Genomic DNA, 21,964 nt, shown 5'->3' on the forward strand with positions numbered 1-21,964 from the left:
GCCTTTTATAAGACGCTTACGTTTTTGGTCTTATGCAAAAAACACTGGAGCATGTATATGGTGAGCTGCTCAACCGCTTTGTATTGTTGGCAGAGCTAAGCCCCGAGGGGGAGTTGCTCTCTGTCAACGACCGCCTGCTTGCTTTTCTGCAACTTACCGACTTCAAGCCGGAACAACCATTGGCAGCTTGGCTGCTGAATCCGGTAGAGTTGTCTCACGCCTTGACACAGGTGCAGCGCAAGGGCGAATGGCAAGGACAGTGGACCTTCAAAGTAGGAGAGCAGCTGACCAATGCGGCGGTTACTCTTGGCAAGTTGAAAGAACAAGAGGGGCGTGTGTATATGCTTGCACACCCGCTTTCGCCCTCGCAGCAGTTGCTGGAGCGTTTCCGGGCAGTGCTCGACGAGACCACCGACCTCATCATCGTGGTAGATGCCGCCACCGGGCGCATCATCGATGCCAACGAAACCGCCGTGCAGCAACTGGGCTTCAGCCGGCTGGTGCTCTTGAAGCGTCATTTGTATCAAATAGATACCTCTTTCCCCCTATATACGACACAGGCACAGTGGCAGGATTTTGTGGAAAAACTGCGCGAAGAACCCCAACAGCGCCGCAGTGTGCGCACCTCGCTGCGCCTGACCCCCGACGAAACACTGGATGTGGACGCTACCTTGAAGCTGGAGCGCTATCTGAATCAAGAGTATATCATTGTGATAGCGCGGGACATCAGCGAGCAGGTAGCTCTGGAGAAAAAACTGGACTCGAAGGAAAAGTTCTTCGAAACGCTCATCGAAAGCACCGAAGACACCCTGCTGCTCGTTGATAAAGAAGGGTTTATCCTGTATGCCTCGCCCTCTTGCTTCAAACAATGGGGATATACCGTAGAAGAGCTGGTGGGGCAGAGCATACAAAAGCTGGTGCATCCCGATGACAGCGACTTCTTCGAAAAGGTATTTAAGGAAATTGCTTCCACCCCCAAAAAGCTGTTTAAGCTTACCTATCGCTCTTTGCACAAAGAGGGCTATTACAACTGGCTGGAAGCACAAGCCAAAAACCTGATCCGGGAAGAAGCCATCGGCGCCATTCTCATCAGTGCACACAACGTAACCAACCAGGTGCTGGCAGAAGAGCGCATCATACAGGCACTGCAGCAAGCCGAGCGCCTCAACCAAGAACTGGAACAGCACAAAGCTGAGCTGATTGCCAGTCAGGAGGAGCTGCGCCAAACCAATGAAATGCTTGAAAAGAACAACGCAGAGCTCAAAAAAATCAACCAAGAGCTTGACCGCTTTGTGTACAGTGCCTCGCATGACCTGCGCGCCCCCATCGCTTCGGCATTGGGCGTAATTACTGTCTGCAAGATGCTTGACGACCCGGAGCAGATAAAACATTACCTGGACCTTCAGGAAAAAGGACTTAAAAAACTCGACAGTTTCATTCAGGATATCCTCGACTACTCGCGCAATGCACGTTTGGAAGTGCAGCGCGAAGAAATAGAGCTGCAGGCGCTCATCAAAGGGGTCTTTGAGCAGTATGCTTACATGGATAATGCCGGGCGTATCGATAAACAAGTACACATAGAAGCGCCGGTGCCTTTTTATTCGGACCGCCGCCGCCTGACAATTATACTTAACAACCTGATATCGAATGCTATTCGCTACAGCTCGTCCCGCCGCGAGCACCCTTATATCAAAGTGAGTATTAAAATAAACGAAGAGCAAGGGGAGTTCGTCATAGAAGATAATGGCATAGGCATAGAAGAAAAACATTTGCCACGCATCTTTGATATGTTTTACCGGGCTACGCAAGACCAAGCCGGTTCAGGGCTGGGGCTCTACATAGTAAAAGAAACCATAGAAAAGCTGGGAGGGCAAATATCCCTGAAGTCCAAATATGGTGAAGGTACCACCTTCCGTTTTGTAATACCCAATTTGTTAAACAAAGCACCACACACCCACTAAAGTTGACTTGTTGCCATGTCTGCATTCCCCACCAAGCGCAAAGAGAGCTGGAAAACACGCCGTTTCCGCTGGATGATGAACTGCTTCCCTACTTACTTTGGCACCGGGGGGCGCATCCTGTTTATTTCTTCCGACTGGAAGGAAATACATATCCGGCTTTCGCTTAACCTCTTTACCTACAATTATGTGGGCGTGGTTTATGGCGGCAGCATATACTCAGCCATGGACCCTTTCTATATGTTGCAGCTGATTCATATCTTGGGCAAAGAATATGTAGTATGGGATAAAGCGGCGACCATCCGTTTCCTGCGCCCCATCAAAAAGAAAGTATATGCGCGCTTTTTAATAGACGACGCACTCATAGAGCAAATCAAACAGCAGATAGCGCAAACACAGGAAATGGAAATCACCTTGCCCGTAGAGTGGAGAGACAAAGAGGGAAATGTATATGCTCATATAGACAAGGTGCTCTACATAGCCTCTAAGGAATACTACAAGCAAAAGCGCAGCCGCAAACAGACTGCCAAGCCGGCTTAAAGGGAAATAGGTATATTTGCCACAAAAAACGGATGATTCAAAAGCAACTTTTAGAGCGTTTCCCGCGTATTGTGCTGGCTTCGGCTTCGCCCCGCCGCCGCCAACTGATGCAGGCACTCGATATCCCCTTTATTGTAGATGTGCGCCATAGCGAGGAGTTCGTGCCCGAAGGCACGGAGCCTTCGAAGGTAGCCGCCTATTTGGCAAGACAGAAAGCAGCTGCTTTTGTGCCTATACCCGCCGATACGCTGGTGATTACAGCCGATACGGTAGTGATTCATCAAGGCGAAGTGCTGGGCAAGCCTGCCGATGTGATAGAGGCAGCGCGCATGTTGCGTCGTTTGTCGGGGCAGCAGCATGAAGTCATCACCGCCGTGTGTTTGGCTACCGCCGAAGGAAGCCGTATTATCCAAGACAGCACGCAAGTCTATTTCCGTGAGATGGAAGACAACGAAATAGCATATTACATAGCGCAGTATAAACCCTATGACAAAGCGGGCAGCTATGGTGCCCAAGACTGGCTGGGGATGGCATTCATTGAGCGCATCGAAGGGTCCTACTTCAATGTGATGGGCTTGCCTACTCATAAGCTATATGCGGCACTTAAAAGCATGTTGTAAGCTGCCCGGCGCAAAGGCAGCAGCCATTGCCTATGCTTTGTTTTATGTGGTGTGGCATGTGTGGACGCTGCCCTATGCACCGCTGCCTTGGTTCGATGAGGTGGTATTTGCATCTATCAGCCGCCAGTGGATAGAAAGCGCCTCATTGGTGCCCGGCGTAACTTCGGCAGCCTTGCATGGCTTGCCATTTAAGATTTACGGTTTTGTCAGTTTCACCATTCATGGTATTGCCATGCAGCTTTTGCCGCTACCGCTGGGCTACCGGCTGCCTACTTTCTTGTTTGCTTGCTTGCTGTTGCTTTTGTGCCGTCGTTTGTTTGGCTTGCCGTGGCAGATGTTGCTTGTCTTTTCCCTTGACCCTTTCCTGCAGCTTTCCATGCATGAGGGGCGCATGGACCTGGAGGCTGTTTTTTGGAGCTTAAGTGCCTGGTACTTCCTTTGTCGTACAGGGAAAAGCCGGCATTCCTCTTGGATGGCAGGAGTCATGGCGCTGCTTGCCATACTGACCACGCCGCGCTCGTTTGTGTTGTTGCTGCCGCCTGTGTTTACGGCACTGAGGCGGGGCGAGTGGCGTTTCTTCTTGCCACTGTGCGGGGGCTATGCGCTTTGGATACTGTGGGCTTTTGGTTCGCCACAGGCATGGCTTAATCATTATCTATATGATTTTGCGCTGCTGAAAAACTACGTGGGCAATAGCGGCTATGTACCCAAGCATGAATATCTTTTGATAGGAAGTGTGTGCTTATCGGCGGTGCTTTATTTTGCCGGCAGGCGGCGCCTTCCAAAAGAACCACTTTTTATTGCTTCCGTAAGCAGCATTTTCACTTTTTATTTGCTGGTTTTTGACTATGGTCCGTATTCCGTTTTTATTTTACCGCTTTATTACTACCTTCTTTTTTTCTTTTTGCAAGCTGCAAACAAACGCCTGCGCAGCCTTGTATTGGGATGCCTGTTGCTGTTTAATGTGGGCTATACGTTTGCCAAGCAAGTGCAGGTGTTTATGTCTTTGCCCATGCGCGACTACCACGCCTTTCATGCTTTCGTGCGCCGGCATATACCGCCCGGCAGCAAGGTGGTCAGCGAGCCCATGCCTTATTACGCACTATTGGAAGCAGGTGCCGACCTCCAGCTGATGGATTACTACAACACCCCCGGAGAGCGGGAGCGCATTCACAGAGAGGAATACAGGGCAGAATATATGATTGTTACGGACCACTTGGCTTGGCGAAAGCCCGGCATAGTGGCGCTTTACCAAGCCAACAGCGAATGGCAGCCTATAGCCCGTTATGAGCGGCAGGCGCCTGCTTGCCTGACCGGCTGGGAGCGCCTCTTTCGTTTGTCTTCTACCGAGCGCACAGGCTATAACTGCATCATTTACCGGCGGCGCTTTTGATGTTTCTTGGCGCTTTTTTTCTTTGCCGGGGGCTCTTGCCCAGGAGGCGGTGCCGCGTCTGCTTGTTGGCGGCGACGGTAGGCATATCCAAAGAAGGAAGCCATCATAAGCATAAAAACCCAGTAGTTTTCAACAAACCGCCCCATGAATACCTCATAAATGCCTATGATGAGCAGCGCCACTGTCAAAGAGAGTAATAAGGTATCTATGAGCTTCATAGCAGGTCTGTTTCAAAAAAACCATCATCGGCTTCTTCGTCGTGCTTGTCTTCCAAATACACTTCCAGCAAGCCATCGGGCAGGCGCACATGCAGGCAGCGATTGTCGCGGTCCACACGCAAGATAAAAGCATCTTGGATGGGAATAAGCACCTCTTTGCCCTGATATATCATGGATATGAGGGCGTTGCTTTCCAAGTCATAAATGGTATTGACGCTGCCCAGTCTTCCTTTTTCCTCATCGATGATTTGAAACCCTATAACTTCGTGATAGTAAAAAGCGTTTTCGCTTTCGAGTGGGGGCAGCATAGACAAAGGCAAATACAGCTTGCTCTTGGCTAAGGTCTCGGCTTGGTCTATATGGTCTATGCCGGCAAGCTTCACAATTACGCGGTTGCGCTTGTGCATGAGCGGGTGCACATACTCTACTTTGTAGGGTATGAGGCTGCCGAAGCGCTCTACCCACAAAGTGTCTATGTTTTCGTATTGGCTCAAGTCATCAACATCGAAGAGGGCTTGCAGTTCACCTGCCAAGCCATGCGCTTTGGTCAGGTAGCCCAACACAAAGCAATCATCAATAGTCATGCTTCTTTGTTTTTTTGAGTTTTTCAAAAAAGGAGAAAGCGGCTTACTGAAATAGCAAACCGCCTTCTGCGTAAAATGGTTTCAAGCGTAGAACAAGTGAAAGTCTTATTCTGCGTTGTTTTCGTTGTTCTCTTCAGAAGCTGCATTCTCTTCTTCGGCAGGAGCAGCGGCTTCTTCAGCAGCTTTGCGCTTGGCTTCGATAGCCTTGGCGCGTTCTTCTTTGATTTTAGCTTCTGCTTCAAGCTGAGCCTTCTTGGCGGCTTCTTTTTGCTGAGCCAAGCGGGCTTTTTTGCCTTCGATTTTAGCTTCTTTGGCTTGCAACCACTCTTGGTAACGCTTGTCTGCTTCCTCACGCGTGATGGCGCCTTTGCGCACACCTACCTCCAGATGCTTGCGCAGCAAAATACCGCGGTATTTCAACATGCGGCGCACAGTCTCGGTAGGTTGTGCCCCTTTCAGCAGCCAGTCAAGGATGCGCTCGTCATCCAATACGATGGTTGCAGGGTCGGTCAAGGGGTTGTAACGCCCCACTTTCTCGATGAATTTACCGTCACGCGGTGCTCGAGAATCAGCTACGACTACGTCGTACATCGGTTTTTTCTTGCGTCCACGACGCGCCAAACGGATACGTACTGCCATTGTTTTTTGTTTTAGTTCAACCTTTGATAGAACCCGTCTATCGGTTTTCGAAGGCACAAAGATAGCACACCGGCTTGATTTATACAAAAAAGCCCTGACTTTGTGCGCTTTATTTCTGCTGCCTGTCTCTGGTGGAGTACTTTGTCGCTCAGCTTTTTGTTTTGCGCTTCGCTTGCCCAAGCCGGCGGTGTATTTTCATGAAAAAGACAAGCAAGGCTATTCAAAACTGCCAAATATTCATTAACTTTGCCTATTCAATACAACGAAGAGAAACCCATTATTTCCGGTTGAAGCAGTATGAAGAATATCCGTAACTTTTGTATCATAGCCCACATCGACCACGGCAAGAGTACCCTTGCCGACCGCCTGTTGGAATACACCCAAACCGTGGACCAACGCAAGATGCAGGCGCAGGTACTCGACAGCATGGACTTGGAGCGGGAGCGGGGCATTACCATCAAGAGCCACGCCATTCAGATGAAATACAACTACAAGGGCGAGACTTACATCCTGAACTTGATTGATACCCCCGGGCACGTGGACTTTTCCTATGAGGTATCGCGCTCTATTGCTGCCTGTGAGGGTGCCCTGTTGGTGGTAGATGCAGCCCAAGGCATTGAAGCGCAAACCATTTCCAACCTGTATTTAGCCATAGAACACGACCTGGAGATTATTCCGGTCATTAACAAGATAGACCTGCCGGCAGCCAATCCCGAAGTGGTAGGCGATGAAATCATAGACCTCATCGGCTGCAAACGCGAAGATATTATTCTTGCTTCTGCCAAAGAGGGCATTGGCATAGAAGAAATACTGCAAGCCGTCGTGGAGCGTATCCCCGCACCCGAGGGCGACCCCAATGCCCCCTTGCAAGCGCTTATTTTCGACTCTGTCTTCAACCCTTACCGCGGGGTGGAGGTTATCTTCCGCGTATATAACGGACGCATACGCAAAGGCGACAAAGTGAAGTTTTGGGCAACGGGGCGCGAATATGAGGTGGAAGAAGTAGGTATCTTGCGTTTGGATAAAGAACCACGTGACTATATCGACACCGGAGACGTAGGTTATTTGGTATCGGGCATCAAACAGGCAAAAGAAGTGAAAGTGGGCGACACCATCACTACCGTAAGCAAACCGTGCGATGCACCTATCAAAGGGTTTAAGGAGGTGAAGCCCATGGTCTTTGCCGGTATTTATCCGGTAGAGAACAGCGAATTTGAAGACCTGCGCGAAGCCATGGAGAAATTGCAGCTCAACGATGCTGCTTTGGTGTGGGAGCCCGAAACCTCTGCCGCGCTCGGTTTTGGTTTTCGCTGTGGCTTCTTGGGCATGCTGCACATGGAGATAGTGCAGGAGCGCCTCGAGCGCGAGTTCGATATGACGGTCATTACCACCGTGCCTTCGGTGAAGTATCATGCCTATACTACCGGCGGCAAGATGATAGAGGTGAGTGCCCCCTCGGAAATGCCCGACCCTGCAATGCTCGACCACATCGAAGAGCCTTTTGTGAAAGTGCAAATCATTACAAAGGCGGAGTTTGTGGGCAACATCATGACATTGTGCTTGGAACGCCGTGGGGTGCTAAAACAACAAAACTACTTGACTACCGACCGCGTGGAGCTCGTGTTTGAAATGCCTTTGGCAGAAATCATATTCGATTTCTTCGATAAACTCAAAACCATCTCGCGCGGCTATGCTTCTTTGGATTATGAGTTTTTGGGCTATCGCGAATCGAAGCTGGTCAAGCTCGATATTTTGCTCAACGGGGAGCGTGTAGATGCGCTTTCTGCCATTGTGCACCGCGACAAAGCCTATGATTGGGGCAAGCGCCTGTGTGAAAAGCTGAAAGAGCTGTTGCCGCGCCAGCAGTTCGAAATTGCCATTCAGGCAGCCATAGGAACCAAGGTCATTGCGCGCGAAACGGTGAAGGCGCTGCGCAAAAACGTATTGGCAAAATGTTACGGTGGTGACATCACCCGTAAGCGCAAGCTGCTCGAAAAGCAAAAGAAAGGAAAGAAACGCATGCGCCAGATAGGCAAGGTAGAGGTGCCACAAGAAGCCTTCATGGCGGTATTGAAACTTGACCAGTAAAAAAAACTTGCATATGGAATGGCGGGCAGTACACTGTTTGTGTGCTGCCTTTTTTGCTTGTGCTTCGTCGTGCTAAAAACGCCCTTTGGCTACCGGCGCAGTATGCCCTTGACCAGCTCGCGCAGGATGACAGCACTCTTTTTATGAAAGAAAAAAAGCGGCGAAATACGCAAGGCTTTGAGGTAATAGCGAAACGCTTTTGCAGGGTGCTTGCCCATTGCCAGATGAAGCGCCAGATAAGCATAAGCATGTGTGCGGAAACGCCGCAGGTAAGAGGCAGGCAACGCGCGCACGGCTTCGTCGGCTTCCACGTAGCGGATGCAGGCTTGCAAACGTGCTTCCAGGCGTGCCGCATTTACCTCCATGACACTGCGGGCATCGTGTTGTATCATGCAAGCCACCACCTCATTGGCATAGGGCAAGGGGTAGCGCGCTGCCAAACGCAGCCATAGCTCCCAGTCTTCGCTGCCGGCAAGGGTGCGGTCTTCTTGAAAGGGGTGAAGCAGGGCGATGTCGCGACGCACAAAGACAGCGATGCAGCTAAGCAGGTTGCCGGCAAACAGCTGCTCTGCGAGATTGCCCTTGCGTTTGGCTTGTGAGCTTAGCAGGCGCCCGTTTTCGTCCCTGATTTCATAGGCTAAGGCAAACCAGGCGCAGTTTTGATGCCGTTGCAGAAAAGCATGGGCGGCAGACAGACAATGAGGGTAATACAGGTCGTCGGAGTCCAGAAAAGTGACATAACTGCCCTGTGCCTGTCGTACACCGAAATTACGGGCGGCAGCGCGTTCCCCGTTTTCTTTGTAAAAATAGCGCACCCGTTGGTCGCGCTGTACATACGGCGCCACCACCTCGCGGGTGTGGTCGGTGCTGCCGTCATCGACCACAATCACTTCAAAGTCGTGAAAGTCTTGCGCCAACACACTGTCAAGCGTGCGGGCAATAAAAGATGCCCTGTTGTAAGTGGGTATGATTACGGAAAAAAGCATGCCTACTCTTCTTCGTCGTGTGCGGACGCCTCGCCTTTGGCTATGCGTTTGAACTCATTGGGCTCAAAGACAAAACTTTGATTGACCTCTTCAATAAATTGAAGGATGTCTTCTCTGCCGGTGCCCTCGGTTGCCGAAGTGATGAAGCAGGGCGGCAGCTCTTCCCACATCTGCAAGAGGGTGCGGCGGTAGCGTGCCAGGTTGGCCTGCTGTTGGTTGCGCGACAGCTTATCGGCTTTGGTGAAAACAAAAGCCAACGGCAAGCCGGCACTGCCCAGGCGCGCGACCATCTCCATGTCGATGGCTTGAGGTTCCAGGCGCAAGTCCATAAGCACAAAAGTGCACATGAGGTTGGGGCGCCGGGTGAGATAATCGTTAATCATCTTTTGCCAGGCGGCACGCTCTTGCTTGCTTACCTTGGCATAACCATAGCCGGGCAGGTCGGCAAGATACCAACGCTCGTCTATCAGAAAGTGATTGATAAGCCTTGTTTTACCGGGTTGTGCCGAAGTGGCTGCCAGATTCTTACGCTGCACCAGCATATTGATAAGCGATGACTTGCCCACATTGGAGCGTCCGATGAAGGCATATTCGGGCTTATCGGGAAACGGGCAGTCTTCCACTTTTTTACTGCTCTTTACAAAATTTGCTTTCATCGTGCTTCTTCGTCTTTTTGCGATGTGATATAATCTATAAACGCCTCGATGCCCCCTCGCAGATTCAGCACTTTCTGAAAGCCACATTGAAGCAACAGCTTTTGTGCCTGATAACCACGCATGCCCGAGCGGCAATGAACGATGATTTCTTTGTCGCGCCATGCGTCTATCTCATCCAGGCGGAAGAGCAGCTCGGGCAAGGGTATATGCTTGGCTTCGGGCAGGTGGTACTCTTCATATTCCCACTGTTCGCGCACATCCAAAACGGGGGGGAGCTTGTGTGCTTGCCGGCGTCGACAAAACTCCTCTACTTCTATACAGGGCAATTGGGTGTCCATAAGCAGGTTTTTGTAGCTTGCTGCAAAGATATGAATTTGCGGCTTTTCATAACAAGCCGCTGCAATAGAGGAACCCTCTTCGTGCAACTTGCTTTTTTATAGCCTGTCATCTCTCACCTCAAGCAGCCTGTCATCTCTCACGAGCGTAAGCGTACATTGTCATTTCGAACGAGTGAATCGCAGCTTGTCATTTCGAACGAGCGCAGCGAGTGAGAAATCTCGTCGAACCAAGCAGCAGGCAAATAGATTTCTCGCTACGCTCGAAATGACAAAAGGGGGGTCGAAATGACCAAAGGGGCGGAGGGACAGAGAAGGGGATTCGAAAGGATGAAGAAGAGAGCGGAGAAAAAAAGTTGCCCCACAACTGAAGCTTGCTGTTCTGTGTGGAACCTAAGCGCAGCTTGTCATTTCGAACCGAGCGTAGCGAGGTGAGAAATCTCATCAAAGCAAGCCACAAAACGCAACAGAGATTTCTCGCTTGCGCTCGAAATGACAAGGGAGCACCCCAAAAGACAAAAACCAAAGAAAAGGCTTGCCAAAGCAAGCTAAGCATGCTTGCTACCGGAAGGCGACATCCAGACAGGCAGGGCAACGAAAACACCAAAGAGCGAAAACAAAAGCCCCCCGATGGAACCAATTGCCAGCGAAAACCAGAAAATCTCTTGGTCGCCTTCGCTCAGGAAAGGCACCAGCCCCATGACCGTGGAAAAGGTGGTTATCAAGATAGGGACTGACTTGTACCATACGGCGCGGCAGATACGACGCAGGCGCCTGTCGCTGTTGCGCGTTTGATTGTATTCGTTCAGTATGAAGATGGCAGCATTCACCACCAAGCCGCCCAACAGCACAAAAGCGGCATATCCTCCTTGGTCGAAAGAGAAATCGCCCCATGCAAAGATGAGAAACAAACCGATAAACGAAAGCGGCACCGTGATGATGATATAAAAAGGCTTGAGGAGGTTTTCGAACAATATGGCGCAAATCATATAGACCACGCCCAGCAACAACAGCAGGATGGTATAAGAACGTTTGTTTTTTTGCATATCGAAGAAGTAGAAGGTAAAGTCGTCTTTGTCGATAGTAAAGCCGGGCGGCAGCACCTTGCGGTATTGTTTTATGCAACGCTGCAGATAGCGCTCGCCGAAGTTATAGGAGCCATAGTATTCAAAGCCGATGATGCGGATGTATTGCCGGTTTTCTTTGTAAATGGCATCGTTCAATTTTTCGAATTGCAGGCGGGAGAAAAGCTCCGGGCGTACACTCTTCTGCCGGTTCAGCAGCAGGTTTTGTTTTTTCAACTCGTAAGTGGAAAAACGCTTGGCTCCCTCTTCGCGAAAAAAGACCGGCACGTACTCGTTCTCATACGACACATAAGACTGCGCATAGGGGGCAAGGCTGTAGAGCTCAATGCCCTGAAGCAATGCCCGGTTCGACAAGCCGGCTTGTGCCAGCAGGGTAGTGTTCAGGTGCATACGGAAAGCCTCGGTGTTTCTGTCACCATAGCTCAGGCGCTCGTTCAGGTTGAGGTCTTTCACACGGGGGTGTCTCTGCAAAAGAGTCGCAAACCTTTGGGCTTGCTCATAAAGTTTGTCGTAATGATATCCGGTCATGCGCACCCGCATTTGGCGCATCTGTTCGCCGGTGATGTTGCTAAATCCTTCCCCTACGCCATATACCGACCAGCCTACCCCTGCCCAGTCGAGCGATTGCTTGATAAGCATGGATTTGAGCATATAAGGCAAGCCGGTTTGTTCATATTCCGGTTTGAAATAAATGACAATGGTAGCGCTTTGCCCCGAATAAATGTTGGTGACAAATTTATCGATACCTTGAATACCCGAAAGGTACTGTTCCACTTTCTCTATGACCGCATTCATCTGCTGCGGCGTGGTGCCGAAAGGCATGCGGGCATATACCGTCAGTTGAGTGCGCTCCAGTGTGCGGAAGCGTGCTTTCTCATAAACCTCTTGCATAAACAGGCGCAAGGCGCCGCCCAGCACCTTATCCACATAGGGACGTATGTTTTCCAAGTAATATTCACTGCCAAGCGATTGGTTGTACCACTCCCAGCCTTTCACTTCGGAGGGCAGCATAAATACCGGTGTGCCAAACATCAGCAGTACCGCCAAGGTGAACGATTTCTTATGCGCGGCCAGCCACGCAATCAGGCGTTCATAGTATAGATAGCGCTTATAGCGCCGCCGTTGTCTGCCGAAAGGCATCTTCTTTTTTGTGGCAACACTTTCTTTTTGTAAAAAAAGACGGTAAGCCGCCGGCGTAAAAAACAAAGCGACCACGAGTGAGAGCCCCAAACTAAGGATAATCACCCATGCAAAATCGATAAGCGAAAGTCGCTGCTCTTCGGGCAGCAGCCACACCAGCCCCAGAGCTGCCATGGTGGTGCTTGTAGCCCCCAGCAGTCCCAGAAAAGCACGTGTATTGCCTTTCTTTTTCAGGTGGTCGAGCATCACCACGGCGTTGTCGAGCAACATGCCGAACGAGAGTGTGAGGCCTGCCAGTGAGTAAATGTGCACTTCAATGCCCAACAGGTAAATGAGGGCGAAAGTCAATGACAGGTTGATGAAAACACCACCCAGCAATACCAGCAGATAGCGCCAGTCGCGGTAAATAAGCAGGATAATCAACAGCAAGATAGCCACAGACAAACCGGTGCGGTATTGAATTTTTTGCAGCTCCTCGCGCATCTTTTCGGTACGGTCATCTTCGAGCACTACGCGAAAGCCTTCGGGCAGGCGTCTTGCCAGCCGCTCGATACGATTGTGCACCTGTTCGGCAAGCACCAAAGTGTTTACATCCGGGCGGGCATACACAAGCAAACGCACCGCATTCTTTCCGTTGATGCGGAAATAGCGGCGTGCTTCTTCTTCTTCCCTATAGAGCTTTGCAAAAAAACCGAAGCGCATGCCCGGGCGCAGCTCGCTTTGTTCGATGTCGTGAAGCGACTGCGGCAGCATGAGCACTTCCATATAGAAACGCTGCTGTTGAGGACTTTCGTAGATGCCCACGAACTGCCGTTCAAAGAAACGCTGCAGATGCTGTTGCAGGTCGCTTACCTTCAGCCCGTAGGCAAGCAGCCGTTGGGCGTCATATTCCACGGTCAGCTGCAGGGGGCGTGCCCCGTAAATATCCATGCGTTCGATTTCGCGGACAGACGAAAGCGGCCGCTTGATTTGCTCTTCGATGGTTTTTTGAATGAAAGCCGGTGCAAGAGGTGCATAAACAGAATAGACCAGCAGGGGGCTGCGTTTTTCATCTTCTTCACTTGCCGAGGGATAAACCTGCGGATAACTTGCATTGGGCGGCAATTGTGGATAAAGCTGCCGGATAAGGTTGCTTACTTCGAAGCGTTTGAAGTCCAAATCTGTTTTTTCATTGAAATAAAGCGTGATGCTGCCACCATTGTAACGCGACACCGACTCCATCTTTTCCACTTCGCTGATATTGGAAAGCATGTTTTCAAGCGGGGCGGTAATTTTTTGCTCTACCACTTCGGGCGGTGCCTGCGGCAAGCCATAGCTGATGTAGAGCGTAGGCTTACGCAGCGAGGGGGCGTACTTTACGCTTATGTAGGGCAGACTCAGCAAAGACAACAGCGCCAGCACAACAAACACAAATACGAGGCGAAACGGGCTCATTGTCCATGTTTTTTTGTTCCGGGAAATGAGGCGGCTTTTGACTTGCGGGCGGTTAGTGCCCGGTACATCAGCGGCACGAAGAAAAGGGAGATAAAGCTTCCGATGCTTAAGCCCCCGATGATGGCCAACACAAAAGGACGCTGCAGGTCGCCTGCCATGCTGCTGTCAAAAAGGAAAGGCGTCAGCGCCAAAATGTTGGTGAGCGAAGTCATGAAAATGGGCTTGAAGGTAATTTCACCGGCTTTGGCAATGGCTTCGTCCAAGGGCATGCTTTGGCGCAGGCGGTTGATGGCGTCTATTTTCAAGATGGATTCGTTGTCTATGATACCCAGCATCACCACCAGGCCAATGGCAGCCATGATATTGAGGCTTTCGCCTGCCAGCCATAAGAGCAAGAAGCTGCCCGTGAAGCCAAGCGGCAAAGTGAAAATCACGATGAGCGGCTGCCGCAACGACTCAAACTCTATGCTCAGGATGAAATAAAGCAACAAAACCGAAAGCGCAAGAATAAACAGCATGCGCCCGATATTTTGCCGGTTGTCGTAGTGTTGCCCGCTGAAATCGACACGCAGGCGATAGGCTTGTGCCAGGCGGCTGCTGAGGGCTTCGGCAGCGTCTATGGGCAAGGCGGCATTGGTAGCATGCAAAGCGTGGTAAATGCCGGCACGGTCAGCGGTAAGGCTGCGGTGCGTTTGCCCGGTGTGTATATCCACGAATAAAGACAGGGGATAGCGGCGCAGGCTATCGACGACCACATAGCTTTTATGTAACTTTTCGTGGAAGTCGTTGCCACGATAGGCTACCACAATGGGCACCGCTTCGTTGAAGTCGTGCAAATAGTCTGCGGTATTTTCTGCGAAAGTGGCTTTGAGCGTTTGCAGCAACTGTTGGTAATGCACGCCATAGCGTTGCAGTGCTTGTTGGCGCACTTCCACAGAAACGAGCGTATGCGCTTCCATGCCGGCATCTGCTTGCCAGCCGCCTTGTGGAAGCTGTGCGCGCAAGCTGTCGGCAATGCGCTGCAGTTGTCCTATGGGCACAGGCTCGCTGCCACGCAGCGAACGAAAGCGGGCACTCCAGTAGGGCTTATCTGACCGGAAGAGCATGTCGAAGATGTTGGGGGCTTCGCCAAGATGCACCGATGCGCCGGGATAATAGCGGCTGAAATATTGGCTTAGCAGTTGTTCAAACTGTTTGCGCTCTTGGTAGGTGTTAAACAGAAAGTAAATGGTTGCCTGCTGGGCAGTGGCGTTGGCTGTTTGCATCAAATATTGCATTTGCCCTATATCGCTTTCGCTCAGGTGGTAGTGTTTCGAGAACTGCCGCAGCAGTGCTTCCACCCGGCGCCGGTTTTCATTGGCCGAGAGCGGTTCGTTCCATTCTATATGCACGCTCATGTCTTTGCGTTTGAGTGTGGGCATGCCTTCTATGGGCAGCAGGAAAGCAATGCCCAAGCCTGCCACACCTGCCACCAGCAGGGTGGGGAATACCAGCCGCCGCCGGGCAAGACACCAATGGTAAAGTTTTTTATAGCCTCTGAGTGCCCAAAGATAAAGCCGGTTGTCTTCGCGCGGCAATTGGTTGCTGTTGCGGAAAAGCAAAAGATACAGCAAAGGAAGCAGGAAAAAAGACACCAGCAAGGAAGTAAACAGGATAGCCCCCACTGCCACCGCTTGGTCGTAGCTGAGGGCACCGCTCAGCCCATCCAGAAACACCAAGGGAATGAAAACGGCTTGTGTCGTAAGCGCCGAGCTCACCAAGGGGGCTACCATTTCGGAAGTGCCCTTCACACAGCTTTCGAGCAGCGGCATGCCTGCCTTGCGCATCTTGCCTATGTGGTCGAAGATGATGATGGCGTTGTCGATGGTCATGCCCAGGCCGAGCGTGAGCCCTGCCAGCGAAATCACATTCAAAGACACATCGAACAGGTAAAAAACCGAAAAGCTCATGATGAGAGAGGTAGGCAGCACCACGCCTATGAGAAAAGGCACCCGGTAGTTGCCGATAAAGAGCAGCAGCACCAGAAAGGCGCCAATGCCCCCGAAGAGCAGGTCGTTCTTCAGGTTGGAAATGCTCATGTCCAGCACTTCGTATTGCGACTGCGTGAGGGTAAAATCAAGGTTGGGGTAGTCGTGGCGCAGCTCTACGAGCAAGGTGTCGAGTGTTTGCATGACTTCCGGCATGCGGGCACTGCTCTGCTTGTGTATATTGATGACGACGCCTTCTTTTAAATTGAAAAGATGAAAGCCTTTGGGCGTTTCTACCGAATCGACAATATGCGCCAGCTCGCCCAGCTGCAGTACTTGCTGCCCGGCAGTTTGTATGGGCAACCGGCGGAGGCTTTCAACGTCTTGCAAGGGGGCACCAATACGCAGATAATAGCGGTAATTGCCGTCACGTATGGAAATAGAGGTCAATTCGCTGTTGTTTTGTTTGATGGTTTGTATGAGCTGCTGCTCGTCGATGCGGTGCGCCATGAGTTTTTCTCTTTGTGGAAACACCCACAGGCTGCGACGATACAAACCGTTGAGGTCAACCATTGCCACGCCGGGCAGCGCTTCGATGCGCTTCTTCAATACCTTTTCTGCCATGTCGGACAGCTGCGCTGCCGAACCGCCTGTTTGTGTGTGCCGGTAGGTAACCTGCAGGCGGGCAATGGGCACGTCGGTCGTGTTGAGGCGCACCACCTGTGGGCGTTCCAAGTGACGGGGCAGGTGGCTGCCAAGGTGGTCAATGACTTCATTGGCTTCAATGAAGGCGAGGTCCATATTGGTGCCATAGTCGAAGAAGAGCAGCAGGCGCCCGCTTTCTTCTTCGGCTTGGCTCTCTATTTCGCGCAGGTGTTGCAGCGTGAGCATGTTTTCGCGCAGCAGCCGCAGCACCTGTTGTTCTACTTCCCGGGGCGAAGCGCCGGGATAACGGACCTTCACCACCATTTGGGGCACATCTATGTCGGGCAGCAGCGATACCGGCAGCTGCAAGAAGGCTACTATGCTAAAAATAACCACCACGGTACTGACCATGAGTACCGCAATGGGGCGTTGGAAAAGGTAGCTGAACATGCCAAGTTTTATTTTTCTCTTTTAAGGCGCCGTACGCAGTGTGTCTTGTACTTCTACGGGCGAGTCGTGTGCCAGCTGCAGGTTGTTGGACACAATCACCCATTGTCCGGCGTGCAAACCTTCGGTGATTTCTATTTCACGGTCGTTTTCGGCACCCGTTTGCACGTAGTGCCATTTGGCAATGCCGTCTTCTGTTACGGCAAACACTACTTTTTTGCCGCTGCGGACTACCACGGCTTCTTTGGGCACGCAGAGGGCGCGGTGCGATGGCACTTTCATTATGCCTTCGGCATGCATGCCGGGCATCAGCCCCGCCGGCGAGGATATGCGCAGCCGCAACTGCAGCATGCCCCGCTCGTTGACCACCGGGTTCACTTCATGCAGCCGGGCTTGATAGCTGTGCCCCGGCATGGACAAGGGCGTGAGGCGGGCAGGCAGCCCCGGGCGCAGATAGGGGGCTTCGCTTTCGGGCACTTCGGCTTCGAGGTAGAGGGTCTGTGGGTTGTACAGCCGGCAGAATACTTCATTGGCGGTGATGTAGTTGCCCGGGCTCCGCTTCAAGTCGGCCACCACACCCGCGAAAGGGGCATACAGACGCGCGTTGCGCAGGGTGAGGCGTGCTTGCGCTACTTCTATCTCGGCAGCCCGCAGGCCGGTGCGTGTGCGTATGCGTTCGTGAAGGGTGGAATCGATGCCGCCATGTGGGGCACGCGGGTCGCCCCCGTAATCGACCAGCTCTTTGATGTAATCTTCATAGGCTTTGGCACGCCGGGCTTCGGCACTGCTTACTGCCAGCTGCCATTCGTCGTCGGCGAGTTGCGCCAGCAGGGCACCCCGGCTTACCTGCCGGCCGTTGTGCACCCATATTTTATCCAGGTAGCCGCTGTTTTTAAAGCGCAGTTCGGCCATCTCGGCGGCTTTGATGCTGCCTTGCAGGCGAATACGGTAAACGAAGGTCTTTTCTTCGACAGGCGCAATACTTACCGGCGTACTTTCGGGAAGCTGTACCTCTGCCGTGAAGCCGGCTTCACTTTCGCCGGGCTCGCTCTTGCTTTGGTTGCAGCCGCCGCTTGCCTGCACCAACACCCCCAAAATAAGCAAATGGAGTATTTTTCCTTTCATTAGTTTTAAATGTAATGATGCATTGGTTTTATGCAAATTTAAGGAATTTTGGGATTTTGTAATATTTCAATCCAGTGCTCTTCCTTCAAGGGGTAGTCTTTTTGAATGAAAATAATGCGCGAAAGTTTCCCGCTACGGCTTTGTAGTATAAGAGGGGTATCTATTGAATGCAGCATATCGTAGAGCGGATGGCTGCGTGGCAGAATGTGGATAGTGCAGGGAGTGAGTTGCTCGTAATAACTTTGTTGTTGTTGCCACACAGGATCTTCGAAAGTAAAGACGGCTGCTTGCCGGTTGATTGTGCTATCGCATAAAACCCGTAAAAGTATCTCTACACAGTCAGGGCAATCGCCTGCTTTGTAAATGCCGGTATAAGTATATTGCCGGCTTATTGAGTCTATCGCTTCATGATTTTGTGCTCTGTTGAAGAATAAATCCTGCATATGCCTGTGCCGCTCTTTTAGCTGAAATGCAGTGGTCAGTGTATCGGTTATTTGTGTTTGAGGCGAATCTGACGTATCACATGCCATATTTCCTATCAAAAGAGCGCATAGCAGAAATATATATCTTTTCATGTGTCTTTTTTGCTTAAATCTTAATTACAGCAGCTCCCCGGGCAAGGGAAATACGTAGATGGTACCCGTACTGCCCTGGGCAATGAGTTGTTTGCTTTCTCTGTCTATATGTAAAATTTTGAAGCTGAAATAGTCATCTTCTATATTACCCGTGCGCAGTTTGAGATAGCCTTTGGGGCGGTAGAAGCCATCGGGCAGAATCTCGACAATGATGGCTTGCACGCTCTTCGCACGCGGTTTTCCCACGCCCAGCCGCTCATTGAAGCAAACAAACAAAAAACGGTCATGGGCAAAGGCTTGAGTAACAAACATAGGTATCATATAAGGTTTACTGTATTCTTCCCTTTTTCTTTCTTTGATATCCACTTGCAGGCTGTCAAAGGCTCTTTTCATGGGCGGAGCTTGGGTGAGGTCCAGCTGCCAAAGGGTATCACGCTTTCCAGTATCGAAGGCAATGACAAAGGGTTGAGTGAATCCCACGGCGCATACATACTTGCCGCCATAGAAAGAAGTTACATGGGCTTGGTGCCAATTGAGGCGTTCTTTGTAATAGGGAAAACTATACGGGATTTGTGAATACACTTGTGTATGGTCAAATAAACCGGTAACTACGACTTCATAGCGGTTTTGTATTGTGTTATGAGCCGAGGCATATAGTCGCTTTTGAACCGGATCTAAACTTATCGAACTTATTGAGGTAATAATGAGTTCATGATTTGACTTCTCTTTCACACTCCCAATATAGGTTGCTTCGGGAAAACGAAACATGTCAAATTCACCGTTTAATCCATCCTCCACATAGATGGTGTCTTGTATGGTGAAAATTTTTCCCGGATAGCCAAATTCGCCCGGACCTTTCCCATATTTTCCGTGATAGCCCACTATATGAAAGTTGGTATCCGTAACTACAAGGAAATGATTCTGTTTGGAAGTAATGATGTAGTGATTTTTGTACTGGCAGAGCTCAACGTCGTATTTCCAGAAGAGTGTGTCGTCAAAAGCATCCACGTGGCGGGTGGCTTGCAGGGTAAAAGTGGGCATGTTTTCAAAAGAGATCTGCTCTTGGGGTTGCTCTTCTGTTTGGCATTGTGTGAGCAGCAGTAAGCTTGCAAGTGAAAATAGAAATGTTTTGAGTGGTTTCATATTTTTATCTTTTTATTTATATCTGCACATGCCTTTGGGTATTTATACCAAGCTAAGAGAGGAGGCCTCCTCTCTTAGCTTGTGCATTCATTAAGCCATACTTCGGGTTTTTTGACATTGGGCTACTGACCCTGTACCATCATGGTTTATACAAGTCACAGTGATACTATTATCGTCACTTACAGCAGAGCACGATTTATTACCGCTACAAGAGATGGTTTCACTGCCACAGGAGGCAGATACTGCGCATGCTTCTCCTTTCTCCTTTCTCCGAAAACAATACAGCGGAAGCAAGCAGGGTTGCAAAAGCAAAGATGACCTTTTTCATGGCTTTTAAGATTTTAAGTGGAACATAGATAAAATCCCCTTGCCGGCGTGGGGTTTGTTCGCTGCATGTCTGTACAGTGCAGGCGCCACATGCATTGAACATTGCAAGTGTAAAAAAAAAATACGAGTCAAGTGTCTTGTGTAATTTTTTTGTTAACGGGTGAAAATATTTTTAGTGTTGGTACATTGATTTTTGTTTGCTTTTTAAGAAAATACCTTTCGATTGCCGCTTGGGTTTTTATTCCCTTGTCATTTCGAGCATCCCCTTTTGTCATTTCGAGCGTAGCGAGAAATCTATTTGCCTGCTTGTGGCTTGGTTCGATGAGATTTCTCACCTCGCTGCGCTCGGTTCGAAATGACAAGCTACGTTGCGCTTGTGAGAGATGGCAGTTTTTGTTTGCATTCCGTTTAAGTCTTCGCCTTACGATTTGACATTGATTTTGTATATCTCAAATCTGCTTTTGTTGGCTATTTCATCCTCTTCGCTTAGGTGAGCTTTTATGATGATAGTTTGCTTATCGAGCATCATGACGGGAGCGCCCATTTTCTTAGGCACGACGAACTCGCTTATAATCTCTCCTTGGCGTGTACACAGTACTACATGGTGATCGAATCTTATATGAGTGTTGGGATATTCAGGGTGTTCCTTAAGGAACTCTTTGGCTTCTTCTATATTCATTCCACGAGCATAGATGATGTAGAATGTATCTTTATCAAGGAATTGTATTGTTTTTATATTGCTTTCCAGCAACAAGTCCTCGTACAATCCTATGTGCGGTTCTTTGCTTTCGATAGGATATAGTAAAGGATTGAAATCGGCAAGCTTCAGTTTTATACTTCCCAGTTTTTTGCCTTTTTTGATATCGAATACATAAACGATTGGCTCATTCGAAAAGACCACATATAATTCTTGCGTTTGTGGGGCTGTGGTGAAAATAGGATACGACTTTCCCCAGTATTTACCTGAGGCAAAGAGGCTCTCCGGCTCGGGGAAAGAGCCCATAGGCAGCCTGTCGGTGCTGTCTTGGCTGTTGATACGCAACAAATAAGGGCGCGGACTTTGGTAATACTCTTTTTGCCATATTGCTGCCGGGGCGCTTGGGTTGTAGCAAATGATGTAGGGATATGCAGTTTTGGGTAATTTCACAGGATAAGGTGAGTCACGATTTACTTTGATTGTCCGGACATATTGACCATTGAGCTTGTATAGTTTTATACCACGATGGTCTCCCACTGCAATGGTGGTATCATCAAAAAAGCCAATCTGATTTAGTACCCAAGAGTATTCTTCTGGACCATCCCCCTTACGGTTGAAATGATATTGCTGGCGCTTGGCTAAGTCATAAACAACGATATCACCGGTGCGTGTATTGCCAAATAACAACTTTTTACCCAAGAAGTCTGCAAAGCTGCCTATAATGGGAGAAACATTAAAGCCATCTTGCTTTTGAAATTCCACTTCTGCGATAGGGTGCCCGGCTTGTTCGGACTCGCTGCCGCAAGCAAACAATAGTATGAGGGTACAAAGACTAAGTGATGCATGAAGTAGCTTCATGATTTTGCGATTTTCGGAGGTGTTATAGATATGGTAAAAATGCAAATGTAAAAAAGAAGACAATCCCCTGCTTACGGGGGATTGTCTTCGTTAGACTATATTATTTCACATTTTTTAACGATACACAGTACGCTGCCCGGTTCTGTACAATCAACTATAGTTACGTCATTTTCTATATGAATTGTTCCATGAACTGACTCATAGCGTCCCTGTGATTTTGTTTCTGAGCTAAATAAAATAGCTCCAGTTAAAGCAAACAGTGCCAGTAATATTTTTACTTTCTTCATGACTTTTAAGATTTTAAGTGGAACATAGATAAAATCCCCTTGCCGGCGTGGGGTTTGTTCGCTGCATGTCTGTACAGTGTAGGCGCCACATGCATTGAACACTGCAAGTGTAAAAAAAAAAAATACGAGTCAAGTGTTTTGTGTGATTTTTTTGTTAGCAGGTAAAAATATTTTTAGTGTTGATACATTGATTTTTGTTTGTATTTTAACAAAAGTA

The 21,964-nt window shown here is 49.8% G+C and carries 18 protein-coding genes; 5 read left to right on the forward strand and 13 right to left on the reverse strand.

What is annotated here, in order from left to right; all coding sequences use genetic code 11:
• Positions 1-32: 32 nt before the first annotated feature.
• Genes K384_RS13515 through K384_RS12195 form a run of 4 tightly spaced genes read left to right on the forward strand, consistent with a single transcriptional unit; the run spans position 33 to position 4,511 of the window.
• Positions 33-1,961: a sensor histidine kinase gene (locus K384_RS13515; RefSeq protein WP_051633381.1), complete on the forward strand. Its 1,929-nt coding sequence runs from the start codon at positions 33-35 to the stop codon at positions 1,959-1,961.
• A gap of 15 nt (positions 1,962-1,976) precedes the next feature.
• The gene (locus K384_RS12185; protein WP_038032763.1) at positions 1,977-2,498 is read left to right on the forward strand and encodes a DUF4442 domain-containing protein; all 522 of its coding nucleotides are present in this window, start codon (positions 1,977-1,979) and stop codon (positions 2,496-2,498) included.
• A 32-nt stretch (positions 2,499-2,530) separates the two neighbouring features.
• Positions 2,531-3,118, forward strand: coding sequence for a Maf family nucleotide pyrophosphatase (locus tag K384_RS12190; protein WP_038032764.1), 588 nt, complete (start codon positions 2,531-2,533; stop codon positions 3,116-3,118).
• Entirely contained in the window at positions 3,093-4,511 is a 1,419-nt protein-coding gene (locus tag K384_RS12195; protein ID WP_038032766.1) for a hypothetical protein, read from the forward strand. The genes K384_RS12190 and K384_RS12195 overlap by 26 nt, the downstream gene beginning before the upstream one ends.
• Here the strand turns inward: K384_RS12195 and K384_RS12200 are convergent.
• The 3 genes from K384_RS12200 to K384_RS12210 all read right to left on the reverse strand — a co-directional run bounded on the left by K384_RS12200 (position 4,493) and on the right by K384_RS12210 (position 5,952).
• Complete coding sequence (locus K384_RS12200) at positions 4,493-4,729, reverse strand: hypothetical protein (protein ID WP_038032769.1); 237 nt, start codon at positions 4,727-4,729, stop codon at positions 4,493-4,495. The genes K384_RS12195 and K384_RS12200 overlap by 19 nt on opposite strands.
• On the reverse strand, positions 4,726-5,313 hold the full coding sequence (gene rimM, locus K384_RS12205) for a ribosome maturation factor RimM (protein WP_038032771.1): 588 nt from the start codon (positions 5,311-5,313) through the stop codon (positions 4,726-4,728). Before rimM ends, K384_RS12200 begins: the two co-directional genes overlap by 4 nt.
• Positions 5,314-5,418: 105 nt before the next feature.
• The gene (locus K384_RS12210; RefSeq protein ID WP_038032774.1) at positions 5,419-5,952 is read right to left on the reverse strand and encodes a 30S ribosomal protein S16; all 534 of its coding nucleotides are present in this window, start codon (positions 5,950-5,952) and stop codon (positions 5,419-5,421) included.
• A gap of 297 nt (positions 5,953-6,249) precedes the next feature.
• On the opposite strand from K384_RS12210, the gene lepA reads away from it, so the two are divergent.
• Positions 6,250-8,040: a translation elongation factor 4 gene (gene lepA / locus K384_RS12215; protein ID WP_038032777.1), complete on the forward strand. Its 1,791-nt coding sequence runs from the start codon at positions 6,250-6,252 to the stop codon at positions 8,038-8,040.
• Positions 8,041-8,129: 89 nt separating this feature from the next.
• Here the strand turns inward: lepA and K384_RS12220 are convergent, their stop codons facing one another.
• The 10 genes from K384_RS12220 to K384_RS13790 form a co-directional block, all read right to left on the reverse strand.
• The gene (locus K384_RS12220) at positions 8,130-9,026 is read right to left on the reverse strand and encodes a glycosyltransferase family 2 protein (protein WP_051633382.1); all 897 of its coding nucleotides are present in this window, start codon (positions 9,024-9,026) and stop codon (positions 8,130-8,132) included.
• Between the two features lie 2 nt (positions 9,027-9,028).
• Entirely contained in the window at positions 9,029-9,682 is a 654-nt protein-coding gene (yihA, locus tag K384_RS12225; protein WP_051633383.1) for a ribosome biogenesis GTP-binding protein YihA/YsxC, read from the reverse strand.
• Positions 9,679-10,020: a rhodanese-like domain-containing protein gene (locus K384_RS12230; RefSeq protein ID WP_071837504.1), complete on the reverse strand. Its 342-nt coding sequence runs from the start codon at positions 10,018-10,020 to the stop codon at positions 9,679-9,681. Before K384_RS12230 ends, yihA begins: the two co-directional genes overlap by 4 nt.
• 545 nt (positions 10,021-10,565) lie before the next feature.
• Positions 10,566-13,676, reverse strand: a complete 3,111-nt coding sequence (locus tag K384_RS12235) for an efflux RND transporter permease subunit (RefSeq protein ID WP_038032778.1) — start codon at positions 13,674-13,676, stop codon at positions 10,566-10,568.
• A complete protein-coding gene (locus K384_RS12240) occupies positions 13,673-16,738 on the reverse strand; it encodes an efflux RND transporter permease subunit (protein WP_038032779.1) in 3,066 nt (1,021 codons plus the stop codon). Before K384_RS12240 ends, K384_RS12235 begins: the two co-directional genes overlap by 4 nt.
• Before the next feature lie 21 nt (positions 16,739-16,759).
• A complete protein-coding gene (locus K384_RS12245) occupies positions 16,760-17,860 on the reverse strand; it encodes an efflux RND transporter periplasmic adaptor subunit (protein WP_038032780.1) in 1,101 nt (366 codons plus the stop codon).
• 38 nt (positions 17,861-17,898) lie between these two features.
• A complete protein-coding gene (locus tag K384_RS12250; protein WP_157630162.1) occupies positions 17,899-18,435 on the reverse strand; it encodes a hypothetical protein in 537 nt (178 codons plus the stop codon).
• Between the two features lie 24 nt (positions 18,436-18,459).
• On the reverse strand, positions 18,460-19,578 hold the full coding sequence (locus K384_RS12255; RefSeq protein WP_038032782.1) for a hypothetical protein: 1,119 nt from the start codon (positions 19,576-19,578) through the stop codon (positions 18,460-18,462).
• Between the two features lie 748 nt (positions 19,579-20,326).
• Positions 20,327-21,460 carry an NHL repeat-containing protein gene (locus K384_RS12270; RefSeq protein WP_157630163.1) on the reverse strand — a complete coding sequence of 378 codons (1,134 nt, stop codon included), beginning with the start codon at positions 21,458-21,460 and terminating at the stop codon, positions 20,327-20,329.
• Between the two features lie 95 nt (positions 21,461-21,555).
• Entirely contained in the window at positions 21,556-21,747 is a 192-nt protein-coding gene (locus K384_RS13790; RefSeq protein ID WP_157630164.1) for a hypothetical protein, read from the reverse strand.
• Between the last annotated feature and the right edge of the window lie 217 nt (positions 21,748-21,964).

It is taken from the genome of Thermonema rossianum DSM 10300, from assembly GCF_000426825.1.
GTDB lineage: Bacteria > Bacteroidota > Bacteroidia > Cytophagales > Thermonemataceae > Thermonema > Thermonema rossianum.

Bases quoted from the DNA above. Each gene is read 5' to 3' on its own strand.
- K384_RS13515 (WP_051633381.1), top strand. From the start codon at position 33: ATGCAAAAAACACTGGAGCATGTATATGGTGAGCTGCTCAACCGCTTT.
- K384_RS12185 (WP_038032763.1), top strand. From the start codon at position 1,977: ATGTCTGCATTCCCCACCAAGCGCAAAGAGAGCTGGAAAACACGCCGT.
- K384_RS12190 (WP_038032764.1), top strand. From the start codon at position 2,531: ATGATTCAAAAGCAACTTTTAGAGCGTTTCCCGCGTATTGTGCTGGCT.
- K384_RS12195 (WP_038032766.1), top strand. From the start codon at position 3,093: ATGCGGCACTTAAAAGCATGTTGTAAGCTGCCCGGCGCAAAGGCAGCA.
- K384_RS12200 (WP_038032769.1), bottom strand. From the start codon at position 4,729: ATGAAGCTCATAGATACCTTATTACTCTCTTTGACAGTGGCGCTGCTC.
- rimM (WP_038032771.1), bottom strand. From the start codon at position 5,313: ATGACTATTGATGATTGCTTTGTGTTGGGCTACCTGACCAAAGCGCAT.
- K384_RS12210 (WP_038032774.1), bottom strand. From the start codon at position 5,952: ATGGCAGTACGTATCCGTTTGGCGCGTCGTGGACGCAAGAAAAAACCG.
- lepA (WP_038032777.1), top strand. From the start codon at position 6,250: ATGAAGAATATCCGTAACTTTTGTATCATAGCCCACATCGACCACGGC.
- K384_RS12220 (WP_051633382.1), bottom strand. From the start codon at position 9,026: ATGCTTTTTTCCGTAATCATACCCACTTACAACAGGGCATCTTTTATT.
- yihA (WP_051633383.1), bottom strand. From the start codon at position 9,682: ATGAAAGCAAATTTTGTAAAGAGCAGTAAAAAAGTGGAAGACTGCCCG.
- K384_RS12230 (WP_071837504.1), bottom strand. From the start codon at position 10,020: ATGGACACCCAATTGCCCTGTATAGAAGTAGAGGAGTTTTGTCGACGC.
- K384_RS12235 (WP_038032778.1), bottom strand. From the start codon at position 13,676: ATGAGCCCGTTTCGCCTCGTATTTGTGTTTGTTGTGCTGGCGCTGTTG.
- K384_RS12240 (WP_038032779.1), bottom strand. From the start codon at position 16,738: ATGTTCAGCTACCTTTTCCAACGCCCCATTGCGGTACTCATGGTCAGT.
- K384_RS12245 (WP_038032780.1), bottom strand. From the start codon at position 17,860: ATGAAAGGAAAAATACTCCATTTGCTTATTTTGGGGGTGTTGGTGCAG.
- K384_RS12250 (WP_157630162.1), bottom strand. From the start codon at position 18,435: ATGAAAAGATATATATTTCTGCTATGCGCTCTTTTGATAGGAAATATG.
- K384_RS12255 (WP_038032782.1), bottom strand. From the start codon at position 19,578: ATGAAACCACTCAAAACATTTCTATTTTCACTTGCAAGCTTACTGCTG.
- K384_RS12270 (WP_157630163.1), bottom strand. From the start codon at position 21,460: ATGAAGCTACTTCATGCATCACTTAGTCTTTGTACCCTCATACTATTG.
- K384_RS13790 (WP_157630164.1), bottom strand. From the start codon at position 21,747: ATGAAGAAAGTAAAAATATTACTGGCACTGTTTGCTTTAACTGGAGCT.